General features: G+C 34.3%; 25 protein-coding genes. 7 read left to right on the top strand and 18 right to left on the bottom strand.

What is annotated here, in order from left to right; all coding sequences use genetic code 11:
* Positions 1-3 precede the first annotated feature (3 nt).
* From C8C85_RS11345 to C8C85_RS11285, 13 genes are all read right to left on the bottom strand, one after another.
* Complete coding sequence (locus C8C85_RS11345; protein WP_116797180.1) at positions 4-693, bottom strand: YjjG family noncanonical pyrimidine nucleotidase; 690 nt, start codon at positions 691-693, stop codon at positions 4-6.
* Between the two features lie 9 nt (positions 694-702).
* On the bottom strand, positions 703-1,161 hold the full coding sequence (locus C8C85_RS11340; protein WP_116797179.1) for an RES family NAD+ phosphorylase: 459 nt from the start codon (positions 1,159-1,161) through the stop codon (positions 703-705).
* Complete coding sequence (locus tag C8C85_RS11335) at positions 1,161-1,664, bottom strand: antitoxin Xre-like helix-turn-helix domain-containing protein (protein ID WP_116797178.1); 504 nt, start codon at positions 1,662-1,664, stop codon at positions 1,161-1,163. Before C8C85_RS11335 ends, C8C85_RS11340 begins: the two co-directional genes overlap by 1 nt.
* A gap of 53 nt (positions 1,665-1,717) precedes the next feature.
* A complete protein-coding gene (gene radC / locus C8C85_RS11330) occupies positions 1,718-2,440 on the bottom strand; it encodes a RadC family protein (protein WP_116797177.1) in 723 nt (240 codons plus the stop codon).
* Between the two features lie 44 nt (positions 2,441-2,484).
* Positions 2,485-2,958 carry a GNAT family N-acetyltransferase gene (locus C8C85_RS11325; RefSeq protein ID WP_116797176.1) on the bottom strand — a complete coding sequence of 158 codons (474 nt, stop codon included), beginning with the start codon at positions 2,956-2,958 and terminating at the stop codon, positions 2,485-2,487.
* Between the two features lie 153 nt (positions 2,959-3,111).
* Positions 3,112-4,467, bottom strand: a complete 1,356-nt coding sequence (locus C8C85_RS11320) for a UDP-N-acetylmuramate--L-alanine ligase (protein WP_116797175.1) — start codon at positions 4,465-4,467, stop codon at positions 3,112-3,114.
* A 60-nt stretch (positions 4,468-4,527) separates the two neighbouring features.
* Positions 4,528-5,217 (bottom strand): tetratricopeptide repeat protein, encoded by a 690-nt coding sequence (locus C8C85_RS11315; protein WP_116797174.1) that lies wholly within the window; start codon positions 5,215-5,217, stop codon positions 4,528-4,530.
* 174 nt (positions 5,218-5,391) lie between these two features.
* A complete protein-coding gene (locus tag C8C85_RS11310; protein ID WP_116797173.1) occupies positions 5,392-5,832 on the bottom strand; it encodes a carboxymuconolactone decarboxylase family protein in 441 nt (146 codons plus the stop codon).
* A 68-nt stretch (positions 5,833-5,900) separates the two neighbouring features.
* The gene (locus C8C85_RS11305) at positions 5,901-6,476 is read right to left on the bottom strand and encodes a Crp/Fnr family transcriptional regulator (RefSeq protein ID WP_116797172.1); all 576 of its coding nucleotides are present in this window, start codon (positions 6,474-6,476) and stop codon (positions 5,901-5,903) included.
* Positions 6,477-6,588: 112 nt separating this feature from the next.
* The gene (locus C8C85_RS11300) at positions 6,589-7,167 is read right to left on the bottom strand and encodes a YdeI/OmpD-associated family protein (protein WP_116797171.1); all 579 of its coding nucleotides are present in this window, start codon (positions 7,165-7,167) and stop codon (positions 6,589-6,591) included.
* A 35-nt stretch (positions 7,168-7,202) separates the two neighbouring features.
* Positions 7,203-8,375 (bottom strand): DUF1624 domain-containing protein, encoded by a 1,173-nt coding sequence (locus C8C85_RS11295; RefSeq protein ID WP_116797170.1) that lies wholly within the window; start codon positions 8,373-8,375, stop codon positions 7,203-7,205.
* A 213-nt stretch (positions 8,376-8,588) separates the two neighbouring features.
* Positions 8,589-9,233, bottom strand: coding sequence for a hypothetical protein (locus tag C8C85_RS11290; RefSeq protein WP_116797169.1), 645 nt, complete (start codon positions 9,231-9,233; stop codon positions 8,589-8,591).
* A 117-nt stretch (positions 9,234-9,350) separates the two neighbouring features.
* The gene (locus tag C8C85_RS11285; protein ID WP_116797168.1) at positions 9,351-11,261 is read right to left on the bottom strand and encodes a M48 family metallopeptidase; all 1,911 of its coding nucleotides are present in this window, start codon (positions 11,259-11,261) and stop codon (positions 9,351-9,353) included.
* A 449-nt stretch (positions 11,262-11,710) separates the two neighbouring features.
* Between C8C85_RS11285 and C8C85_RS11280 the strand changes: the two genes are divergently transcribed.
* Together C8C85_RS11280 and C8C85_RS11275 are read left to right on the top strand one after the other, a co-directional pair.
* Positions 11,711-12,526 (top strand): UDP-2,3-diacylglucosamine diphosphatase, encoded by an 816-nt coding sequence (locus tag C8C85_RS11280; protein ID WP_116797167.1) that lies wholly within the window; start codon positions 11,711-11,713, stop codon positions 12,524-12,526.
* Positions 12,527-12,838: 312 nt separating this feature from the next.
* Positions 12,839-13,828, top strand: a complete 990-nt coding sequence (locus C8C85_RS11275; RefSeq protein ID WP_116797166.1) for a glycosyltransferase family protein — start codon at positions 12,839-12,841, stop codon at positions 13,826-13,828.
* Between the two features lie 81 nt (positions 13,829-13,909).
* Here C8C85_RS11275 and C8C85_RS11270 read toward each other — a convergent pair whose 3' ends face one another.
* The 5 genes from C8C85_RS11270 to hpt all read right to left on the bottom strand — a co-directional run bounded on the left by C8C85_RS11270 (position 13,910) and on the right by hpt (position 19,974).
* Positions 13,910-16,066 carry a S46 family peptidase gene (locus tag C8C85_RS11270; protein WP_116797165.1) on the bottom strand — a complete coding sequence of 719 codons (2,157 nt, stop codon included), beginning with the start codon at positions 16,064-16,066 and terminating at the stop codon, positions 13,910-13,912.
* Between the two features lie 179 nt (positions 16,067-16,245).
* Positions 16,246-17,247, bottom strand: a complete 1,002-nt coding sequence (obgE, locus tag C8C85_RS11265; protein WP_111411051.1) for a GTPase ObgE — start codon at positions 17,245-17,247, stop codon at positions 16,246-16,248.
* Positions 17,248-17,325: 78 nt separating this feature from the next.
* Positions 17,326-18,606, bottom strand: coding sequence for a hemolysin family protein (locus tag C8C85_RS11260; protein ID WP_116797164.1), 1,281 nt, complete (start codon positions 18,604-18,606; stop codon positions 17,326-17,328).
* A gap of 233 nt (positions 18,607-18,839) precedes the next feature.
* Positions 18,840-19,412, bottom strand: coding sequence for an adenylate kinase (locus tag C8C85_RS11255; RefSeq protein ID WP_116797163.1), 573 nt, complete (start codon positions 19,410-19,412; stop codon positions 18,840-18,842).
* 31 nt (positions 19,413-19,443) lie between these two features.
* Complete coding sequence (hpt, locus tag C8C85_RS11250; protein WP_116798462.1) at positions 19,444-19,974, bottom strand: hypoxanthine phosphoribosyltransferase; 531 nt, start codon at positions 19,972-19,974, stop codon at positions 19,444-19,446.
* Between the two features lie 88 nt (positions 19,975-20,062).
* Here hpt and C8C85_RS11245 point away from each other — a divergent pair, with 88 nt between their 5' ends.
* The 5 genes from C8C85_RS11245 (at position 20,063) to purE (ending at position 23,126) form a co-directional block, all read left to right on the top strand.
* The gene (locus tag C8C85_RS11245) at positions 20,063-20,611 is read left to right on the top strand and encodes a hypothetical protein (RefSeq protein WP_243412099.1); all 549 of its coding nucleotides are present in this window, start codon (positions 20,063-20,065) and stop codon (positions 20,609-20,611) included.
* Between the two features lie 65 nt (positions 20,612-20,676).
* Positions 20,677-20,937: a DUF6364 family protein gene (locus tag C8C85_RS11240; RefSeq protein WP_116797162.1), complete on the top strand. Its 261-nt coding sequence runs from the start codon at positions 20,677-20,679 to the stop codon at positions 20,935-20,937.
* Positions 20,934-21,350 (top strand): type II toxin-antitoxin system VapC family toxin, encoded by a 417-nt coding sequence (locus tag C8C85_RS11235; RefSeq protein ID WP_116797161.1) that lies wholly within the window; start codon positions 20,934-20,936, stop codon positions 21,348-21,350. The genes C8C85_RS11240 and C8C85_RS11235 overlap by 4 nt, the downstream gene beginning before the upstream one ends.
* Before the next feature lie 54 nt (positions 21,351-21,404).
* Positions 21,405-22,562, top strand: coding sequence for a 5-(carboxyamino)imidazole ribonucleotide synthase (locus tag C8C85_RS11230; protein ID WP_116797160.1), 1,158 nt, complete (start codon positions 21,405-21,407; stop codon positions 22,560-22,562).
* Between the two features lie 78 nt (positions 22,563-22,640).
* Positions 22,641-23,126, top strand: coding sequence for a 5-(carboxyamino)imidazole ribonucleotide mutase (gene purE, locus C8C85_RS11225; protein WP_116798460.1), 486 nt, complete (start codon positions 22,641-22,643; stop codon positions 23,124-23,126).

Raw genomic sequence — 23,126 nt, 5'->3', positions numbered from 1 at the left:
GTTTTATAAATATTTTTTTAATTCTAATAAATGAGTCACTTGTTTGATGTTTTTCTCTACTTTAATTTTTTTATCATTAAAAAAAATAGCATCTAATCCTGCATTCAACGCACCTTGTACATCGGCCTCTAGACAATCTCCAATCATGATACTGCTTTCTTTATTGGCTTGAGCCGCATTAAGTGCATACTCAAAAATAACAGGATTAGGTTTCTTAACACCTGCCATCTCTGAATTGGTTATCGTTTTGAAAAAACCAGAAATGTTCGAATTGTTCATTTTTTTGTATTGCACATCGGCAAAACCGTTGGTAATAATATGCAATTTATACTTTTTTTCTAGATATTCCAGTACTTCAATTGTACCATCAAATAAACGATTATTTTCAGGCAATAACTGAATATAATCATGCGCTATACTTTCTATTTGAGCATCCGAAACAAAATATTCCAACGCATCAAAAGTATGTTTGAGGCGATTATATCGCAATTCAGCATGTGTAATTTTATCATATTGGTATAATTTCCAACAGGCTTGATTGATTGGAACGTACTTTTCTATGAAATCAGCAATTTCGATTGTTGGATGATCTTTCTTCAAAATGGTATCAAAAGCCAATTCCGAATTGACATCAAAATCCCAAAGTGTATGATCTAAGTCGAAGAATATATCGGTAATTTTAGTAGAAAACATGTAATGACATTATTTAAAAATTCGTTTGTCGAAAGGAAAATCAATTTGTTCAGTAATTTTAATTTTATAAAAATCAATATGATATGGATTAATTAAAAAATTGAAATCACCTTTCACTACCGCTGATGGCACTTTCAAAATACAAGCTTCGTTTCTTCTTATGAAATCATCTCCCAAAAGAGGTGTCTCAAAGGTACAAGGAAAAACATTCCAATCGATAGATAATTTATTGAGATCTAAAAATTCTACAGAAATATCATCCGGAATATCAATTGTCAGCATCACAAAATCATTGGGCAATGTTGCCAATGAAAGATGAACCAAAACTTCGGCCATTGCCAAAGCCCTGCTCTGGGCACAATAAATAATCTCTGTCCCTTTTGAATTCCAACGCGCACCAGAAATTGAAGCCCCTTTTCCAGACAACTCAATAGGGTATTTTTTGCGTGCTAATCGAAAAACTTCCATTAAACAAAAATACCTTGATCTATTTTATTCAATTCATTGACCACCATTTCTTTGCCGTAGGAATCTCTAAGCAATTCTATGGGCTGTAAATTTCCAAGCGCAAATGAAGGCGTTTTCAGCCACATATAAAATTGTACTTCCGAATCAAAAACATCATTTCCCAAAGAAGTTACTTCTGCCAATTCCAATATTTTTTCGGATTGTAACGGTTTGAAAATAAAATCTTCTTTGATTTTATTCCTTTGAAGTGATTTTGTGGAAATCCCTAAAAAAGAAGCCCAATCCTCTTCATTAAAAGGGGTTATTTCTTTTATCAAATTGAAAAGCTCATACGGAATTCCTTCGCGGATAGCATGGACGATTAGCATTCTATTTTTCAAAAACTCATCATAAGTGATTTTCTTATTCAAAAGCTTATATCCTCTCTCCTGCTCCACTCTATTTACCAAAACTCTAACAGCTTTATCAATAGCTTCTCTTGGTTTTAATTTAATCGCTTCCATAAAAATACATTTGTCTGTAAATATAAGACAAATGTCTTATTTAGGCAAGTTTTTTAAAATATTCCTTCATCAACAAAACTAAAGTAACCATTTTCTGTTATGATTATATGGTCCAAAACAGGAATATCTAATTGTTGCCCTGCCGTTTTAATCTTTTTAGTTATTTGAATATCGGCATCGCTGGCTTGCAATTTTCCGGAAGGATGATTATGTGCGAGGATTATTGCAGTTGCGTTTTGTTCAAAAGCAATTTTGAATACAATTCGGATATCGACCATTGTTCCGGTCATTCCTCCCTTGCTTAACTGAGTTTTGAAAAGCACTTTATTGGAATTATTCAAAAACAAAACCCAAAATTCTTCGTGAGGTAACTCGCCTATTATCGGCTGCATAATTTCGAAAACCGCTTTACTGGACGTTATTTTCGTCAACTCAGCTGCATCTTCGTTTCTCCTTCTCCTTCCCAACTCCATTGCGGCAATTATCGAAATCGCTTTGGCTTCGCCAATTCCTTTAAAATTCATTAATTGTGCAATAGATAGCTTCCCCAAAGCATTCAAATTATAATCTACACTTGCCAAAATTCGTTTACTCAAACCCACCGCCGATTCATTTCGGCTTCCAGAACCGATCAGTATTGCAATCAATTCGGCATCACTCAAAACACTTTTGCCTTTGAGCATCAATTTTTCACGAGGTTTATCGTCTTCAGACCAATTGGTAATGGGAAAAGCCCCCTGGCCCCTGAAGGGTAAATTAGAATCGTCTAAAATCATAATTTCATAAAGATTTAAATTTATACTACTTCAAGCGACCCTACTTACTTATCTATTTTCCCTATTATTTTTTGCATACAAACACTTTTATCTAATCCAATATAAGGCCCGTAATTATCGACAATTACATATCCTACTTTTTGATACAAACTAATCGCTTCTTGCTGTTTATGCAACGTTTCTAAAAGTGAAACTGAATAGTCCAATTCTTTTGCCCAAAGTTCCAATTCTTGCAATACTCTTTGAGCCAATCCCAATCCGCGAGCTTCTGGAGAAACAAACATTCGTTTTATTTCAATTGTATTCTTATCATATTTCTTGAAACATCCACAGGCAACTGGTTTTTCATCCAAATAAATTACTACTACATTCCTGTTCAACTCTATGATATTGTTTCCCCAATAATTGGTCTTCAATTCTGGGTATCGTTCCCACAAATACATATCAAATGTCTTTATCAACGACAAAAAATCAGAATTCTCGCTGGTTGTTTTTACAACTTTTACTATTGAGTCCATAAATCTTAAATCTTAGTTTTGCTAATGTATTAAAAAAAGAGAAAAATCATACAATAAAATTAATTTCTTATTTGGTTTTGAAATAACTATGCAAAAAAAATATGCCAATCACAAAATTGCAATTGGCACATTATGTATAATAAATAAAGTAAACTATTTAACTAATTCTTTCACCTCATCAAAATTCAATCCACCATAATTTCCGGAACTCATCAATAATAAAGCTGAATTTTCAAGATTTAGATTAAACAAATAATCTTTAAAATCTTTTGGATTGGTATAAATAATCAAATCCTCTCTATTGAAAGCTTTGGCAATTTGTTCATATGTAACTTCTTCCAATTGTTTGATTTTTACAGCATCCGGCGAATAAAAAACTACTGCTACGTCAGCATATTCCAATGCGCCTTCATATTCTTTCAAGAACTCTGCATTCAAACTGCTGTAGGTGTGCAATTCTAAACAAGCCACAACTGTACGATTTGGATATTGCTCTTTCACGGCTTTGGTAGTCGCGGCCACTTTACTTGGTGAATGAGCAAAATCTTTGTAGGCTACTTTTGTTTTACTTTCGGCAATTTTTTCCAAGCGTTTAGATGCTCCTTTGAAACTGGCAATCGCTTCATAAAAATCGGCTTCATCGACTCCCATGTTCTGGCAAATCCATTTGGCTCCGGCTAAATTATTTAAATTATGCGCACCGAATACTTCAATAGGCATAGGCCCTTCTGGGGTTTCCAACAATGTTACCCCATCGTTTACAGTATAATTTGGCGTATGATAAGCCAATTTACGTATAGGATTAGTCGCTTTTTCGGCAACACGTTTTACTTCAGAATCGTCTTCATTGTAAACCAAAATTCCACCGTTTGTAATTTTATCAATAAAAATTTCAAACTGCTCCACATAAAAATCATAGGTTGGAAAAACATTAATATGATCCCAAGCAATTCCAGAAATCAAGGCGATATTTGGCTGGTATAAATGAAATTTAGGTCTTCTGTCAATTGGAGAAGACAAATATTCATCACCTTCCAAAACCATAAAATCATTCTCTTCGGTAAGATGCACCATCGTGTCAAAGCCTTCCAACTGTGCTCCCACCATATAATCCACTTCAATATTATGATAATGCATCACATGCAAAATCATCGAAGTTATCGTCGTTTTCCCGTGTGAACCACCAATGACTACACGGGTTTTGTTTTTGGACTGTTCGTATAAAAACTCTGGATACGAATAAATTTTAAGTCCTAATTCCTGCGCTTTCAAAAGTTCAGGATTATCGGCTTTGGCATGCATTCCAAGTATTACGGCTTCAATATCGGATGTGATTTTTTCAGGAAACCACCCCAACTCTACTGGCAGAATTCCTTTTTTTTCCAATCTTGATTTTGAAGGTTCAAAAATGGCATCGTCACTTCCCGTAACTTGATATCCTTTGTTATGTAATGCCAATGCTAGGTTGTGCATTGCGCTTCCGCCTATGGCAATGAAATGTGTTCTCATTTATGTTTATTCGTTTATTCGTTAATAGGTTTAATAGACAACAATGTTATCGAATAACCTTTACTTTCTGTTTTTATAATCTTCCCAAACCTTATTGGCTTTATCGGGTTGTTTCATTTTATTTTTATACAAATCGGCCAATTTTTGATAACAAACCTTTGAACCTCCTATCAAAATAGCTCTTTTATACTGTTGTTCGGCATTTGAATATCTATCGAAATATTCCTCGATATGACCACGTGACAAATACCCGTCAACTGGAGATATTTCTCTTAATTCACTGGAATACTTGATAGCTTTGGATTCACTTCCTCCCACAATTCCAGGCAATTTCAAATTCAACTCAATGAGAGCCCAACGTGCTTCGATGTGTTTTGGGTCTAAAGCTATGGCTTTTTCAAAAGAAGATCTCACTTCACTAATCATTCCCAATGCTCTGAATTTATTGACTTCCAAAGATTTCATTCCCAAAGCACCACCGTATTTGTAATAATAATTAGCTTCTGTGGGTTTTAATGTTTTCAGATTATTATAATAGGAAATTGCTTTGTCCCAAGACTTATTATACCCTGCAATATCTCCCAAATACTCTATGGTTTTAAGATTTGACGGATTGTTTTTTAAGTAACTCTCCAGAATAGGCTGCGCTTGATCGAATTTTCCATCAATGAACAGTTTTTCTCCTTTTTCAAAAGATTGAGAAAACAATAATATTGGAAATAACAAAAAGACGCTTGCCAGTAGTTTCATTCATCAAAAATAAAGAATTTTTAAAAGAATAGAAGCCTTTTAACTTAAAAATAGGAATGAAATCAAATCAATAATACAGCTAGGAACTTTGCACAACTTAGACTTTAACCACAAAAAAAGCGTAAAAGTTCTTGACTCTTACGTTTTTCTGTTATTCCATTGTAAACAAACGTTCTATTTCGCTGGCTCCAACTGTGTGCTCACGGCAATTCTGTTCCAAGCATTTATGGTTACGATAGCCATTATAATCTGTGCGATGGTGTTTTTATCAAAAAACTGTTCTGCTTTTTTATACGTATCATCAGATAAACCATGATTATGAATCAAAGTAATTTCTTCGGTAATGGCCAAAATCACTTTTTCTTCCTCGGTAAATAAATTGGTCTCACGCCAAGCATTCAGTAAAAAAATACGTTGAGTGGTTTCACCATATTTCAGTGCATCTTTTGTATGCATATCAATACAAAACGCACATCCATTAATTTGGGATGTTCTAATTTTTATTAATTCTTTATTTGTTTTTGACAATTGAGATGCTGCCAAATAACCCTCCAAAGCGTACATCGCTTTATAAGCCTGAGGTTCTATTTCGTTGATGTTTATTCTCTTTTCCATTTTATTTGTTTGTTTTAAATTAACAGTACAAATTTCAGGAATAGATAATATAAAAAACTTAAACCAGTTTAAGAACGCTTTTTATTTCTGATTTCGCTTAAATATTCAGGTGTAAAACCTAAAAAGGAAGCAATTAAATACTGTGGAATCCTTTGTACAAATTCGGGATGTCCTTTACACAAATGATCGTAGAATTCTTCCTTAGAAAAATCATACAGATATTTTATTCGCATTTGCGTTGCTGCGTAAGCCCGTTGGTAGATGAATCTAAAATAACGTTCCATTTTCGGGAATTCAGTCAATAGCTTTTCATGCGCATCACGGTCAATTACTAAAATCTCAGAATTTTCAACCGCTTGAATATAAAATTCTGTTGACAGACCTCGCTCGTAAGCGAAATTATCTGTCATCCACCAATTTTCTATTGCAAATTCCGTGGTTTGCTCCATCCCTTTTCCATTAATGAAAAATTTACGCAGACAACCATTCAGCACAAAATAATGTAATTTGCAAATCTGTCCTTCAACAAGTAAATTTTCTTTTTTCTTGACCTTTCTAATCTGAAAAAAAGTCAAAACATCAGAAAGTTCTCTTTCATCTATTTCGATGAATTTTTCTAAATGATTTTTAAATATTTCAGACATAAGTAAGTAAAAAGTTTTAAAGTCGTAAAGTCAAAAGTATTGTTGTGGTGTAAACACAATATAAAACATGAAATTTCATCATGTTATTCTTTAATCTTTTTTTACAAATATACTAATCATTCAACCCTTTACCTTCAATAATTTGCGGTATACTTTTTTCTACTCTCGACTCTCGGGTTTTGGATTGTTTGGGGGCAGAAAAATGCAACATATAGGCTCTTTGTCGTCCTGGAGTCAAAGCTTCGAAGGCTTTTTTCAAATCAGGTAACTCTTCCAATTTCTTTTGAAATTCTTCGACAAGAATGAATTCTTCCGTTTTTTTGAATTTAACTTCCAACCCTGCTTTTTCTACTTCAATAGCTTCATAAATATGGGCTTTCAAAATGGCTTGCATCTCAACAATTTCCTCAGCAATGGTGAACCGAATCTGTCTCGCCGCCTGCACATTCTTTGATTGTTGAATTAAAATACCATCGGCATTACTTAACAAAGCTCCTTTGAAAAACAAAAAAGCGCAGTATTCTTTAAAATCATGAATTAAAACAATGTTCTTACCTTGAAACGTGTAGCAAGGAGCACCCCATTTCAACTCCTCGGTTAGCTGACAATCAAGAGCAATTCTTCTTAATTGCTCCAATGCTGGTTGCCATTTTGAGGTTTTATCAAAATAAAAATCAACTTTAGGATTCATATTATTCTATTCATTTATTGATTAAAAAATTATTTTTACAAATAACTCAACCACCATTTTTCCCTGTTTATTTGTTTATACTCGTTAAACTTTTTACATAATGGATAGAGCATCAGAACAATTCCAATCCAAACTGCATAAACCACCCATAGACTAAAGCCATAGCCTTTCATATTGGGTTCAAATCCTATCCAAGTTGAGAAAATGAATTTTTGCCAACCAAAACCAGACAGTTCAGCAAAAATCATTGCAATTATATGAATAAAGTAAAGATGCAGAATGTAATAAAAAAAAGGAACTCTTCCGAAAGTGGAGAAGAAGTCCACAACTTTTCCTTTGAGTTTTTCGGTGTTGGCCAAAAACAAGAAAGCCCCTCCCAAAGTCATCAATATATACAAAAGTGACGGTGGATATTTACTTGGATTTAAAAAAGAAATTAGGTCTTGGGATAGCGTATCAAAATGTTTAAAAGGCTTTGGGTCTCCATAGAGATTGGTCAATCTTAATAGAATAAAAACCACTATAGCAATTCCTCCTATAGAGTTGAATATTTTTTTCCGCTTAGCACTGTCAAAAGATTTATCATAAAACGCACCGAAATAATACCCTAAAGCCATTACTGCAATCCATGGAACAAGTGGGTATCCAATCAGTAATTGAGTATGCTCAGATAGTGGGTAAAAAGTTTGTTCATGAATAAGGGACCACAATACATTACCCGAAAAATGAACGTTATCGAATAGATTGTGAAAACAAATAAGCAACAAACTAAAAAACAGAATATAGATTCTTGGCAAATAAATTAAAACTGCCAAAACTATCATACTAATACCTAATGACCATATCACAAGAAGGCCAAGAGTCCTAAAGTGAATATCAAAAAACCAAGCAAAGCCAACAACTGTCAACTCAATAAAAACCAACCAAAGTCCCCTTTTGAATAAAAAACCAGACAACTCATTTTTTGTTTTTCTTTTGCCAACCATAAATGCCGACATCCCTGCCAAAAAACTAAACGTAGGCGCACAAAAATGGGTTATCCAGCGTGTAAAAAAGATGGGCAAATTACTTTGAATGGGATCTGTTGGGTCAAAAAAGAAAGCCGAATAATGAAAATAATCCCTCACATGGTCTAGCGCCATTATGACCATCACCAAACCTTTTAGTAAGTCAATGGATTCTATTCTGGTATTAGTAAGTGATGCCATAAATTGGTCTATTGAATTGTTAGAGTTAACAAAAAAAACATGCTTTATTATGGTAGAGAACCAAAACACAACACGCTCTTTATTAGTAATTTAACTCTAAATAAATTCTTATTCTTGGATTTTCAAAAACTTATAGAATAGAGAATCATTTTCAAATTAGGACAATTGCTTAAATTAATTCTAGCACTATTGTATATTACTGTCTTTCGATTTTTAAATCTCAACTAATCCATTTAGAAAATTTTCCAAATCTTTTTGAATACTGTCAAAATATTGTTGGCTTGAAAAACCTAACAATTGAACTGTCCCATTTGGATTTGAATAATAATACCCAAAGTATGCTAATTTAATTCCCTTGACGGTTCCTTGAAATTTTAGGCACAACATTTTTTTATTATTTACGATTCTATACTCAGCACTTGTTTCTTTTACATCAAAAGATGCTTTTTGCGCATTCAGAAGAGCAATTTGTCGCATATTTTCAAGATCGACCTGAGTCTTCTCTGTAATCATCAATGCATATCCCTCTCCTGATTTTAAACTAAACCTATATTCAGGGGTTTTCTCATTGTCTTTATGTGATGCGAAAGCCCATTTGGAAGGATTTATAAAAACACCAACATTAAAGGAAGTACTTTTTACTAAAAATGTTGCTTGGCTTGTTTTGGTAAATTTATTTTTGTTTAATGTCAATGAGTCAATTGAAGTTGAATTCACGCTACTACTGTCTTGCAAATATGTCCAAGTACCATTGTCAAATAGAAGCACTTCTTTTCCATTATCAGTAAGAGCTTTAGTCTGAGATTTTGCAATATTTGAAATTGTCAAAAAGCAAATCATAAAGAAAATTTTATTCATATTTTATTGTTTTCGTAAAGGTTGCAAACGTTTTGATAATATAGGAGATTTGAAACTAAATCAAGACTCTTTATTCGAATTTATCAAAACATCCAATTCTTGTGAATTATAACCTTATTAGTTCCTGTCAATCCTAGCTTCTATCGTTTTGGTCATTTCATCAGTCAAACCACTCCAATCTTGGAACAAATCTTTCACTAACGATTCGTCTTCCAAAATATTTGCAGCCTTAATTCCATCTATATATCTAAATCGGTCAGATGGACTAGGATGCGTATCGTCTTCGGTCGTTTTACTGTTCAGTAATTTATTCAGTTCTTCTTCAATTGTTGCATCTTGATTCCCCTTTAGCTCATAAAGATTATTTATCGGTCTTTTTAACTCCACAGCTTCTTCAATTTCAACATTGGCATATTTTCCAAACTCAATTTGTCTTTTAATAACGTGAGTCAACCCATTTACAAATGAAGGTGTACCAAATGTTTCGGCTGCTACCCTGTCGGCAAGAACTTCTTGAAGACGTGTTGCTCCACAGCTTATCCTTTGAAATATAAAATTATACAACCTGAGAAAATGAAAAGCAACGTTCCATATCGTATTCTGTTGTGCATTGTGTAATGCTATAAAATATTTGGTAATATCGTTTTGCACTCTAAATGCAACTTCACCACCGGCCGTATCCCTGTGTGTGAAATGTCCATACTCATGGGCCAATACAGCTTTAAAATCTCCCTTTTTGAAATCTTTTAAAACAGCGGTACCAAGTATCAGAATTCGCTTTCCTCTATCATTCATTTTCTCCCTCCTTGTCCCTTTTTCATAAACGGCCAAATCGTTCAATGGAGTAATACGAATTTCTTCTATGGGGCGAGTTCCCATTATCTGTGCTACTTCATCCGTCAGATTGTATAGATTTGGAGCCTCATCTCTTTTTAATTCTCGACCTGGATCTGTATAATCAACTTTTAAAAGCAATGAACGGATCATATTATAAATAGTGACTACTGCACCAATAACCAAAATAGCTACAAGTTTAATGGGAATAGTTCCAGCCAATAAAAAGAGGTATATTATTCCAACTGTGAGTCCTATAACCAAAACAAGTATTATAGGTAGCGATATATAATAATAAAACCCACCTACGTTAATTAGAGTTTTATATCCTGAGCGCAACCAACCTCCTGGTTTTACAGAACTTGTTTCCAACTGATTATTCTCGATGGCTTTCAAAGTAACGTTTGAGAAAAATTTACCTACAAGGAACAACAATAAAAGCCCAAAAGCCCAAACAGCTACAATTACACCAAAATAAATGACTGCATTCATTTTGAGTATTTCATTATTTATGCCCAAATTCAAAATTCTATCAACTTCTTCTTGCGGAAGGCCCTTTTCTTGTGCTTTGAGTATTTCTTTTTTGGCTTCTCTCCATTGTTCTCCATAGGCCAACATTATAGACGAATAATAATGGGTAAGCATCTCATTTGGATATTTTGCTTTCAATTTTTCCACTACTTCTTTTGCAGTGGTGATATCATTTACTTGAAGTGAAATTTGAACATACCCAGCTAAAATATCTACATCTTCCCCGTTTGGAAGTTTTGTGGCTTCTTTAAATAATTGTTGCGCTTCATAGAGCTTTGTTGTATCCTTCGAAATCAAATATCCCTCCGCTAAACTTGTTAAGTTGTAAGCTGATCTGTTTATTTCGACTGCCTTTTTACATAAATCTATTCCTTCTTTTGTGTTTCCTAAACTTGATTGTAAACTGCCGTGTCGGCGTAGGACAGGATCAAAATTGGGAGCTTTCGAATAAACAATAGAATATAGACTGTCTGCCAGTTTATAATTTTGTTTGTCCATGGCAACGGTAGCCTCTTTGAAAATTTGTACCAATGAAGGATCAATCGCCTCGAGTTGTTTTTCAATTTTTTCTTCTTTTTGACGATCTCTTGTTGGTGCTTGTGCCTGCAATTGAGTACAGATTATTGAAAGAATAATTATCAGACTTAACTTTACTTTTTTCATAAATGGATATAAGGTGGTTTTATGGTTAATTAGTTTTTATTGGGGTTTCTGTCAATTCCAGAAACCGATTTATTCCTTCTTTACACACATTGACTTGAAATATTGATGCGATGACTTGAAATTTATTAGCAACGTGTGTTTTTTGTTTTAAGTTATATTTGTTTTAATTTTTCCATCCAATTAAAATAGGCGTTACAAAATCTGATCTACACACTCCATTTCAATTATAAGGACTTAGTCTGACAAACATAATGTTAATTTTTTAAATTAGAAGTGATATATATCAATTTTGATATCATTTATTACTTCCTAATCATTTCTCTAAACACCTTCAACTGTATTTTAATTCCTAAAAATATCATCTATAAAAACCAATACTTTTTTATACACAAATAATACTAAGAACACATTAGGATAACATAGCGGTCTTACTTTCGTAAAAACTAAAAATGAAAAGGAAAAGAAAAATTCCACTGGTGGTTATAAGTGATGTCCATTTAGGAACTTATGGCTGCCACGCCAAAGAGTTACTGCAGTATCTAAAATCAATAAACCCACAAACATTAGTTCTTAATGGCGATATTATCGACATGTGGAGTTTCACCAAAAGCTACTTCCCGGCTGCCCACATGAATGTTCTGAGACAGATTATAAAAATGTCTAATCTCGGTACCCGTGTCATTTACATTACCGGAAATCACGATGAGGCGCTACGAAAATATTCTGATTTTGTTTTAGGCAATTTCGAATTGGTTGACAAACTTATGTTGGATTTGGACGGCAAAAAAGCGTGGATTTTCCATGGCGATGTGTTCGATTCTTCCACTCAGGGCTATGCCAAAATACTCGCCAAACTGGGCGGAAAAGGATATGATTTATTAATCCTGATCAACAGTTTGATTAATTGGTTTTTGACTCTTTTGGGCAAAGAAAAAAGAAGCTATTCCAAAATGATAAAAGACAGCGTCAAGAAAGCGGTTTCTTTTATATCCAATTTTGAAACTACCGCAGCCGATGTTGCTATTCAAAAAAAATGTAGTTATGTTATTTGTGGACACATTCACAAACCCCAGATGAAGGAATTAGAAAATGAACACGGAAAAGTCATGTACCTGAACAGTGGAGATTGGATAGAAAATCTGACTGCATTAGAATACAAAAAACAAAAATGGAGCCTTTATCAGTATAAAAAAGAACATTACAAGGATGCCGACAGCAATGAGGAAAAAGTGGTCAACGACATTGTAAACAAGATTCTCTCCTAAAAATCGAAAATAGTCTCATGCTAAGTTTTGCTAAATTTTTCTCTCGCAAAGGCGCTAAGACGCAAAGAGAAACAAAATTAAACTTTGTGACTCTGCCGATTTGCGAGATAAACAGAAACACTATTAATAACATTGAGAGATTTCATGCTGAGTTTTGCTAAATCTTCTCTCGCTAAGGCGCTAAGACGCAAAGAGAAAAAAAGTTAAACTTTGCGACTCTGCAGCTTTGGAAGACAAACAAAAGACACTATTAATAACCTTGAGAGATTAGACATTTATCGAGTTCTTATAAAAAAATAAAAATATACAGCAATGAAAATATTTTACGCCATACAGGCAACAGGCAACGGACACATCAGCAGGGCGGTGCAATTGTATCCTTATCTGCAAAAATTTGGAGAGGTTGATTTTTTCTTAAGTGGCAACAACGCTAGTCTGGACATCAATTTACCTATAAAATTCAAAAGCGAGGGTTGTAGCTTGCATTACAGTAAGTGCGGCGGTTTGGATTATTGGGACATTGCCAAAAACATTAAACCGAGACAAATCTATAAAGACGCCGATGCTTTGCCTCTGAAAAATTACGATGTGGTCATCAATGATTTTGACTCGATTACTTCGTTGGCCTGTAAACTTCAAAAAGTGCATTCGATACAATTTGGACATCAAGCCAGTTTTATATCCCCCAAAACTCCCAGACCGGACAAGAAAAGTGTTATGGGCGAAATGATTCTCAAACATTACGCTCCCTCTCCAAAAAACATTGGATTGCATTTTGACAAATACGATGATTTTATTTATCCTCCCATCATCAAAGACGAAATCGTAAATGCCGAACCCAAAGATGCAGGGCATATAACTGTTTACTTGCCTTCTTTTCAAAAAGATTGCTTAGAGAAAGCATTCAACAAACTTCCTAATTTAAAATTTCATTGGTTTTTGAATGACATAAAAACCAAACACACAATTAAGAACGTTACCTATTTTCCAGTCAATCAACAGTACTTTAATAAAAGCCTCATCAATTGTGAAGGAATTATTACTGGAGGTGGATTTGAAACGCCTGCCGAGGCTTTATATCTTGGCAAAAAAATACTTTCTATTCCTATCCGAAAACATTATGAACAAGAATGTAATGCTGCCGCTCTGAAGAAAATGGGTGTTCCTGTACTGTACGATGTTGGTGATGATTTTGATCTAATAATCGAAAACTGGCTTGATTCCTCAATAAAATACCCATCTATGAAAGCCAATAACATCAATGAAACCCTGCAATTTTTATTTGACACTTATAATGATTGATTTGCAAGGGTTTGTCGAAAATAAAAAACCGTTTCATTTATAAAAATGGAACGGTTTTTTTAATTTAAAGGGGTGTGATTTTTAAGGGTGTGATTCCTTCACAATCGTCATTTCCTCAATAATGTTATGTGCACCAGCGTATTTGTCAATGATCCAAAGAACGAAACGAATGTCAAGATTGATGGTACGTTGCAATTTTTTATCAAAAATAACATCTCCTGCCATCGCTTCAATATTTCCATCAAAAGCCACACCGATTAATTCTCCTTTTCCATTCAATACTGGAGAACCTGAATTCCCACCAGTAATATCATTATCAGTCAAGAAATTTACAGGCATATATCCCGCTTTGTCGGCATATTCACCAAAATCCTGAGCTTTGTTTAATTCCAACAAACGAGCTGGCAAATCAAATTCAGAATCTCCTGCTTTATACTTATTGACCATACCGGTCATTGTTGTATAATTGTTTATTTTGGCATCATTTCTTTTGTCAGCAGGTAAGGAACGAACTTTACCATACGTTAAACGCAAAGTAGAATTGGCATCTGGATACTGAATGGTATTCAATTTTGATTCTCTTAAACCTTCCACCAATTTGCGGTAAGCAATAGCGAAATCATCATCCGCTTTTAATTGTTCCTCAGATTTGGCTCTGACTTTTGTTACCAAATCATTTGAAATCACATACAAAGGATCGGCAGCTATTAATTCGGCATTTGGATTTTTCATAAAAGCCTCAACCGTTTCTTTATTGGTAAAAATACTTCCCGAAATTGCTTTATCCACATCGGCAGCAAAATTACCTTTATTGGTTTCCTTCATTTTAGCCACAATTGGAGCCAAACCATATTCAGATGCTTTAGCAGCATACAAATTCAATTGTGCTGTCAAAACTTCCTTTTCCAAAGGAGCATAAAACTCACCATAATAATTATCAATTAAGCTATTTATCTTCGGTAGCATTTCGGCTCTTTTAGCATCATTTTCTTTGTAATAACCAATCAATGCATTCCCTAATACAGACGGTCCAGCTCCATAAGAAGTCGTTCTCATCAATTGGGTAAGATAATTGTCATGACGTGATTTCAAATTTGTTTTTGCATAATAGTCATTTATTGTAGCAATAACATTTCCGTATTTTTCTTTGTTCTCAGGTTTATTGGCCCAAGCATTGAACTTAGCTTCTTCATTTGACTTTGTACTAGCTGTTTTTGCTTTAGTCAATGCATCAATCATCCCCTGGCGGTTTTTCCAATAATTAGCAGTCGAAGCATATTTAGAAGCGTATTTCAAGTTTATTGTCGCATCTTGTTTCATGAATTTCTTCATGTTGTCCATTCCAGTCTTCGCTCCTTCAACCCAAGCAGGATAAGCATAACTAACATTTTGTGCAATTCCTCCCGATGGCATCCAACGATTCGTTCTTCCTGGATAACCCAAAATCATCGCAAAATCATTTTCTTTTACTCCGGTAATATTTATTGGCAAATGGTGTTTCGGCTGCAAAGGCACATTGTCTTTGGAATATTCCGCCGGATTTCCGTCTTTATCTGCATACACTCTGAACATTGAGAAATCGGCAGTATGACGTGGCCACTCCCAGTTATCAGTATCTCCACCAAATTTCCCAAGACTTTCAGTAGGTGTTCCTACCAAACGAACGTCTTTATAATCTTGGTAAACAAAATAGTAATATTCGTTTCCTTGAAAAAATGGACGAACGGATACTGTGTATTTTCCACCTTCATTATTTTCTTTTTCAATCAGTGCAATTTCTTGTTGGATTACTTTATTGCGTTCTGTTTCGGTCATTTTATCATTTACTTTTGATAAAATTCTTTTGGAAACGTCATCCATACGAACAAAGAAACGCACGTACAATGATTTTGGTTTTAACTCCTCACTTCGGTTTTTAGCCCAAAATCCATTCTTTAAATAGTTTTGTTCTTCGGTAGAAAGTTCTGCAATGGCATTGTATCCGCAGTGGTGATTGGTAAGTACCAAACCTTCTTTTGAAACAATCTCGGCCGTACAACCTCCGTTGAATTGAACTACAGCATCTTTCAAACTATGATGATTGATACTATAAATTTCTTCGGCTGTCAATTGCAAGCCCATTTTTTCCATATCTCTATGGTTCAGTCTTTCGATAAACATCAAAAACCACATTCCCTCATCGGCTCTCACTGGAAAAGCCATTAGGCACATGGTCAAGAATAATACAATTTTTTTCATTTGGGTATATTTTATTTTAGCGGCACGAATATAATCATTTTAATAACCATATTAAAGTTTTACTACTTTAAACACAATCAAATACTTTCCAATTAACCCAATTTTAAGAATTGTTCAAAACAAAAAAAAAAAGGCACTCTATTGCTAGAATACCTTTTTCTTTTTAATTATAATGCCTTTTAGTCATTCAACATCTTCCATAATTTGTCTTTCAATTCAGTCAAACCTTGTTGGGCTACCGACGAAATAAACATATAAGGAATGTCTTTGAAAGCAACGTCTAATTCTGTTTTCAATTCTGCTTTTAATTCATCATCGAGCATATCGCATTTTGAAATCACCAATAAACGTTCTTTGTCCAACATTTCTGGATTGTATTTGGTCAATTCATTTACCAGAATGTCATATTCCGCCTTAATATCTGGCGTATCAACTGGAACTAAAAACAATAAAGTCGAATTACGCTCAATATGACGCAAGAAATAGTGACCTAATCCTTTTCCTTCGGCAGCACCTTCTATAATTCCAGGAATATCGGCAATTACAAAAGATTGAAAATCTCTGTACGCTACAATTCCAAGATTTGGTTTTAAAGTTGTAAAAGGATAATCGGCAATTTTTGGTTTTGCAGAAGTCAATACAGATAGTAATGTTGATTTTCCTGCATTAGGAAAACCTACCAAACCTACATCGGCCAATACTTTAAGTTCCAAAATCACATCCATTTCTACACCTGGTAAACCTGGCTGTGAATATCTCGGCGTTTGATTCGTCGAACTTCTGAAGTGCCAGTTTCCTAATCCTCCTTTACCTCCTCGGGAAAGAATTTGCTTCTCTCCGTCTTCCGTAATTTCAAAAAGGGTTTCGCCTGTTTCTTTGTCTTTTACAACTGTCCCCAACGGAACTTCGATGTATTTATCCTCACCATCGGCACCTGTACTGCGATCTCCTCCTCCATCTCCACCGTGACCTGCTTTGATATGACGTGCAAATTTCAAGTGAAACAAAGTCCAAAGTCCTTTATTACCAACTAAATAAACGTGTCCGCCTCGTCCTCCATCACCACCATCTGGTCCACCTTTTTCAATAAATTTTTCTCTATGCAAATGCGTAGATCCTTTTCCTCCTTTTCCTGAAGAAACATAAATTTTTACGTAATCTACAAAATTCCCTTCTGTCATTTTTCTCAATTTCAGATTTTAGATTTTAGATTTTAGATTGAAAAAAATCAAACTACCATCGCCATCTGCCATCTATTTTTATTTCTGTTTTTGTAATGATTTAACCATTACTTTATCAATCTTCACGCCATCCATATCGATGACCTCTAACTCAAATTTTTGCCAAATCAACTTTTCTCCTTCTTTTGGGATACGAGATAATTCGGTCATTATTAATCCACTTACTGTGGTCACTTCATAATCATTTATCAAATCATCCAACTCGAAATACGTCAGAAAATCGTGTAGCGAATAATGCCCGTCTACCATCCACGTTCCGTCCTCTCTTTCGATTAACTGGAAATCGTCCTTATAAAAATCGGAAGCATTACCAACCAGTGCTTCAAGAATATCATTCAACGTAATTACCCCCTGAAAAACTCCATATTCATCTGAAACCAATGCATAATGAATTCCTGTTTCCTTAAACTGCTCCAGTGCTTTGTATGCCGTGGTTTGTTCCATCATAAATGGAGCGTCGGTCATTATTTCAGCCAAATTAAAACTTTCGTTTTCAAAATGGGCGAAGATATTTTTCAAATTTACAACTCCCACAATATCATCGTGATTTTCCCCATAAACAGGATAAATGGAATGCAATTCTTTTAGCATAAATTCCTTTACCTTATTTTTATCAGCGTGTAAAGGCAATAGCATAACCGATTTTCTGTGCGTCATCAACGAATTGATTTTTCGGTCTCCAATGTGAAAAACGCGCTCCACAATATCTTGTTCTATTTCCTGAACCTCACCAACTTCAGTACCTTCTTTGATGATGGCTTTTATTTCTTCCTCAGTGACTTTTCCGTCGGCTGTAGGTTTTATTTGCAACACATCCAATAAAAATTCGGTCGAAGTAGTAAGCAACCATATAAAAGGTGCGGTAATTACAGAAACAATTTTCATAGGCCATGCCACTGCTTTCGCAATTCCTTCTGGATGGTTCAACCCAATTCGTTTTGGCAATAACTCTCCCAATACCAAAGAAAAGAACGTCAATATTACAACAACAATTCCAACCGCAATTGATCGTGCAAACGGAATCAATACATGAAATCCTTTTACAAATACCTCCATATCCGCGGTGATTTTATCCCCACTGTAAATACCGGTAAGTATTCCAATCAATGTTATTCCTATTTGTACTGTTGACAAAAACTTATTTGGGGAATTGGCTAAATCCAAAGCTATTTGAGCACTTTTGTTACCCTTTTTTGCCGCGGTTTCCAATCTGTTTTTTCTGGCCGAAATCAATGCGATCTCTGACATAGAAAAAAATCCATTTAAGAGTATCAGAAAAAATATTATTACTATTTCCAATGTTTAGATAATTCGTTTATACTTTTGATTCTTAGAACCTTGTTTTGTGTAATCTTATTTTAATAGCCCAGATGGAAGTAAAAAGCTCACTGCTATAAAAAACTAATTTTTCTTGTTATAAAAGAGCGACCAACGGAAGCTCCTTTTATGACATAGAAAAATAGTTTTTTTATGGCTGTGACTTGAAACGTACAGCTGGACACGAGCAAAGCGAACTGGCGAAGCAGATGCTCCTATAAATTATCGATAACAGCGGTAAGTCTTTCTGTAATTTCTTGAATAGATCCTATTCCATTTACAGCGTGAAACTTATTTTGTGCTTTATAATACCCCATTAATGGAGCTGTTTTTTCGTTGTATTCTTGGTAACGATTTCTGATTTTGTCTTCGTCCTGATCGTCAACTCTTCCACTGGTTTTTCCTCTTTCCAATAATCTGGCCACTAAAACCTCATCATCGGCTTCAAGCGCGATCGTTGCTGCAACTTTTGAACCAATTGTTGGCAAAAAAGCATCTAATGCTTCAGCTTGAGCAATAGTTCTTGGATAGCCATCGAATAAAATCCCGTTAGTGTCTAGGTGTTTGTTTACCTCATCAATAAGCATTTTGGTAGTCAATTCGTCTGGAACCAAATCCCCGGCATCCATGTACACTCTTGCTTCTTTACCTAATGGAGTGTCGTTTTTCAAGTTGTAACGAAAAACATCTCCAGTTGAAATGTGTGTTAATTTGTATTTTTCTTTTAAAAATTCTGCCTGAGTTCCTTTTCCTGCTCCTGGCTTTCCAAATAAAACTATATTGATCATTCCTTTTTTATATATGATTTTTACTATTTTGTTATTCCTTTAATTGATATACTTCGGGTAAGTTTCTGCCAAGACCATCGTAATCTAAACCAAAACCAACGATAAATTTGTTGGGAATACGAATACCCACATAGTCAATTTTCAGGTCCTTTTTGAAAGCATCCGGTTTAAAAAACAGCGTTGCAATCTTAAAATGTTTTACATTTTGGCTTTTGAACAAATGTTTCAATTCTTCCAAAGTGTTTCCTGTATCAACAATATCTTCAATAACAATTACGGTACGTCCTGTTAAATCTTGGTTTAAACCGATTAATTGCTTAACCGATTCTGTAGAGGAAGTTCCTTCGTAAGAAGCTAATTTGATAAAAGATACTTCACAAGGTTTTTTGTATAATTTTAAAAAATCGGAAACTACCATAAAAGAACCATTCAATACTCCAATAAAAATTGGTGTTTCGTCAAAAAAATCGTCTTCTATTTGCGCTACCATTTTTTCAATAGCAAAGTTTATCTCTTGGGCTGAAATAAACGGAACAAATTGTTTATCGTGTAGTTGTATCACAGTTTTATATTTTAAAATATTTGGCAAAGATAGGGATTTCACTTTTGACAATTGTCAATTGATTTGTACTTTTAAATCAAAAACAGAGATGATGCTCACCGAATTCCAAAAAAACTTAGATTATGTAACTGGACATCGAGCCAACAGACAAAAATATGCCAATGAAGTTCTGGATAATCGGGAACTTTTTTCGGAGTTGATTGAATTGTGTTTTCAGACTTCGAATAAAAATGCATCCAAAGCTTTTTGGATTCTGGAATTTGTATGTTACCAAAAATTGGAATGGATTACAGCCCATTTGGATTCCTTTTGTTCTCAAATTAAAAACCTAAAAGATGAAAGCGCCATACGACCAGCGGCAAAAATTTGTCAACTTTTAGTACTTTCTCATTACAAGAAAATGGAAATTATTCTTTCCGAAAAAAATTTAGAAGAAATCATAGAAAGCTCTTTTGACTGGTTGATAAATGATATCAAAGTAGCTTCCAAAGCCTATTCAATGCGAACTTTATACATTTTAGGACAACATTATGACTGGATTCATCCCGAATTGAAAATTATAATTACCAAAGACTTCCCAAATCACAGTGCAGCTTATAAGGCTGTCGCCAAAGAAGTTTTGAAGAAAATAAAATAGCATTTTATACTACCAAAAATAGGCAAAATAAAAAATATCCGTATCTTTGCAAAAACTATACGTACATGAATACTAAACTCACATTATCGTTAGAAAAAGATGTCATAGAAAAAGCTAAAATCTATGCCAAAGGAACTGGTAGAAGTTTATCGGAAATGGTAGAAAATTACTTTAAAAGTTTGGTTTCAAATTCAAATAATAATAAAAACGATGAAGATGAATTGGAGTCTAGGATAAAAAAAATCACTGGTATTGTAAGTTTACCTCCTGATTTTGATGAAAAAAAAGCTATTCAAGAATATTTAGAAGAAAAATATTTAAAATGAAGCACGTTTTTTTAGATACCAATATTTTAATGGATATACTAGCAAACAGACAACCATTTTATAAATCATCTTCAGAAATTTACAAACTTGGTCTGAGCAAGAAAGTCATCTATTATACCTCATCAAACACAATAGTTACATTACACTATTTATTGAAAAGATTTATTGATGAAGATAAAATCAGAATGGCTTTGGACGAAATTACAGATGTAATTAATATTATTCCTGTTGATAAAAATATTATTAAAAAAAGCCTCAAGTCCAGTCACAAAGATTTCGAAGACGCTATTCAGATTACCACAGCACAATCAATAAACACTATGGATTGTATTATAACTAGAGATTTGAAAGATTTTAAATTTTCAGAAATCAACGTATATACCCCAGATGAATTTTTAAATAAATTAACATAAATGACACGAGCGAAGTGACTGCATTTGACCGTTAATAAACAATAAACAAAACAAATGAATTATTTTTCATCCCCTTTTAAATTAGGCATACTCGGTGGCGGACAATTAGGCAAAATGCTATTGTTTGACACCCGTAAATTTGATATTCAAACGTATGTACTTGATCCTAGTGACGAAGCTCCTTGCAAAATTGCGTGTAATCATTTTTTTCAAGGCGACTTGATGGATTTTGAAACCGTTTACAATTTTGGAAAACAAGTAGATGTTTTGACTTTTGAGATTGAATTGGTAAATCTTGATGCTTTGGAAAAATTGGAAAACGAAGGCTTAAAAGTATATCCTTCGCCAAAAACACTGAAACTAATACAAAACAAAGGAATTCAGAAAGCGTTTTATAAAGAGAACAATATTCCAACGGCTCCTTTCAAACGTTATGCAACTTTAAAAGAATTGGTAGTGGATTTAGTGGATTCTAATATCCAACTTCCTTTTGTCTGGAAATGTACCGAATTTGGATATGACGGAAACGGCGTAAAAGTCATCAGAAAAGCTTCTGATTTAGAAAATTTACCAAATGTGGAATGTATTTCAGAAACGATGGTTCCTTTCAAAAATGAATTGGCCGTAATTGTATGCCGCAATCCTCAAGGAGAAATAAGAACCTATCCTGTGGTAGAAATGGAATTTCACCCCGAAGCCAATCAAGTAGAATATGTGATTTGCCCTGCCAGAATTGACGAAAAAGTAGCAGACAAAGCAAGAGCAATTGCGCTGAATGTTTCTCAGCAATTCAATCATGTTGGTCTTTTGGCAGTTGAAATGTTCCAAACCGAAGACGATGAAATCTTGGTAAACGAAGTGGCTCCTCGCCCACACAATTCAGGTCATTATTCGATTGAAGCGAGTTATACTTCACAATTTGAAAACCATTTGCGTGCCATTTTAGATTTGCCATTAGGAAATACAGAGAGCAAAGTAGCCGGAATTATGGTCAATCTTTCTGGAGCAGAAGGTTTCTCTGGAGATGTCGTTTATGAAAATATAGAAAAAATATTAGGATGGAATGGCGTTACACCACACATTTACGGCAAGAAACAAACCCGCCCTTTCAGAAAAATGGGACATGTAACAATTGTCAATGAAGACATCAATGAAGCAAGAAGAATTGCCGAGGACGTGAAGAATACGATAAGAGTAATTAGTATAAAATAATCAAACACAGATTTCACAGATTACTACAGATTGAATTTGTGTAAATCTGTGAAATCTGTGTTAAAAAAAAAAAACATAATGAGCAAAGTTGCCATAATAATGGGAAGCATTTCGGATATGCCGGTAATGCAGGATGCCATAGACATTTTAAAAGGATTTGATATAGCGGTAGAAGTCGATATTGTATCGGCACACAGAACCCCTGAAAAGTTATTTGATTTTAGCAAAAATGCCCACACTCGTGGCATTTCGGTGATTATTGCCGGAGCTGGAGGCGCTGCTCATTTACCTGGAATGGTGGCTTCTATGTCTCCGTTACCTGTGATTGGGGTTCCTGTAAAATCTAGCAACTCTATTGATGGTTGGGACAGTGTTTTATCTATTTTACAAATGCCAGGCGGTGTTCCTGTTGCCACTGTTGCTTTAAACGGAGCAAAAAATGCCGGAATCCTCGCCGCACAAATCATAGGAAGTGCTGACGCAACTATTTTAGAAAAAATCATCACCTATAAAGAAGGACTGAAAGAAGCCGTTTATAAATCTTCTGAAAACTTGAATAAATAA

Source organism: Flavobacterium sp. 103 (assembly GCF_003096795.1).
GTDB lineage: Bacteria > Bacteroidota > Bacteroidia > Flavobacteriales > Flavobacteriaceae > Flavobacterium.
Note: the sequence above shows the minus strand (reverse complement) of the source record. Positions and strands in the feature narration are given on the sequence as shown.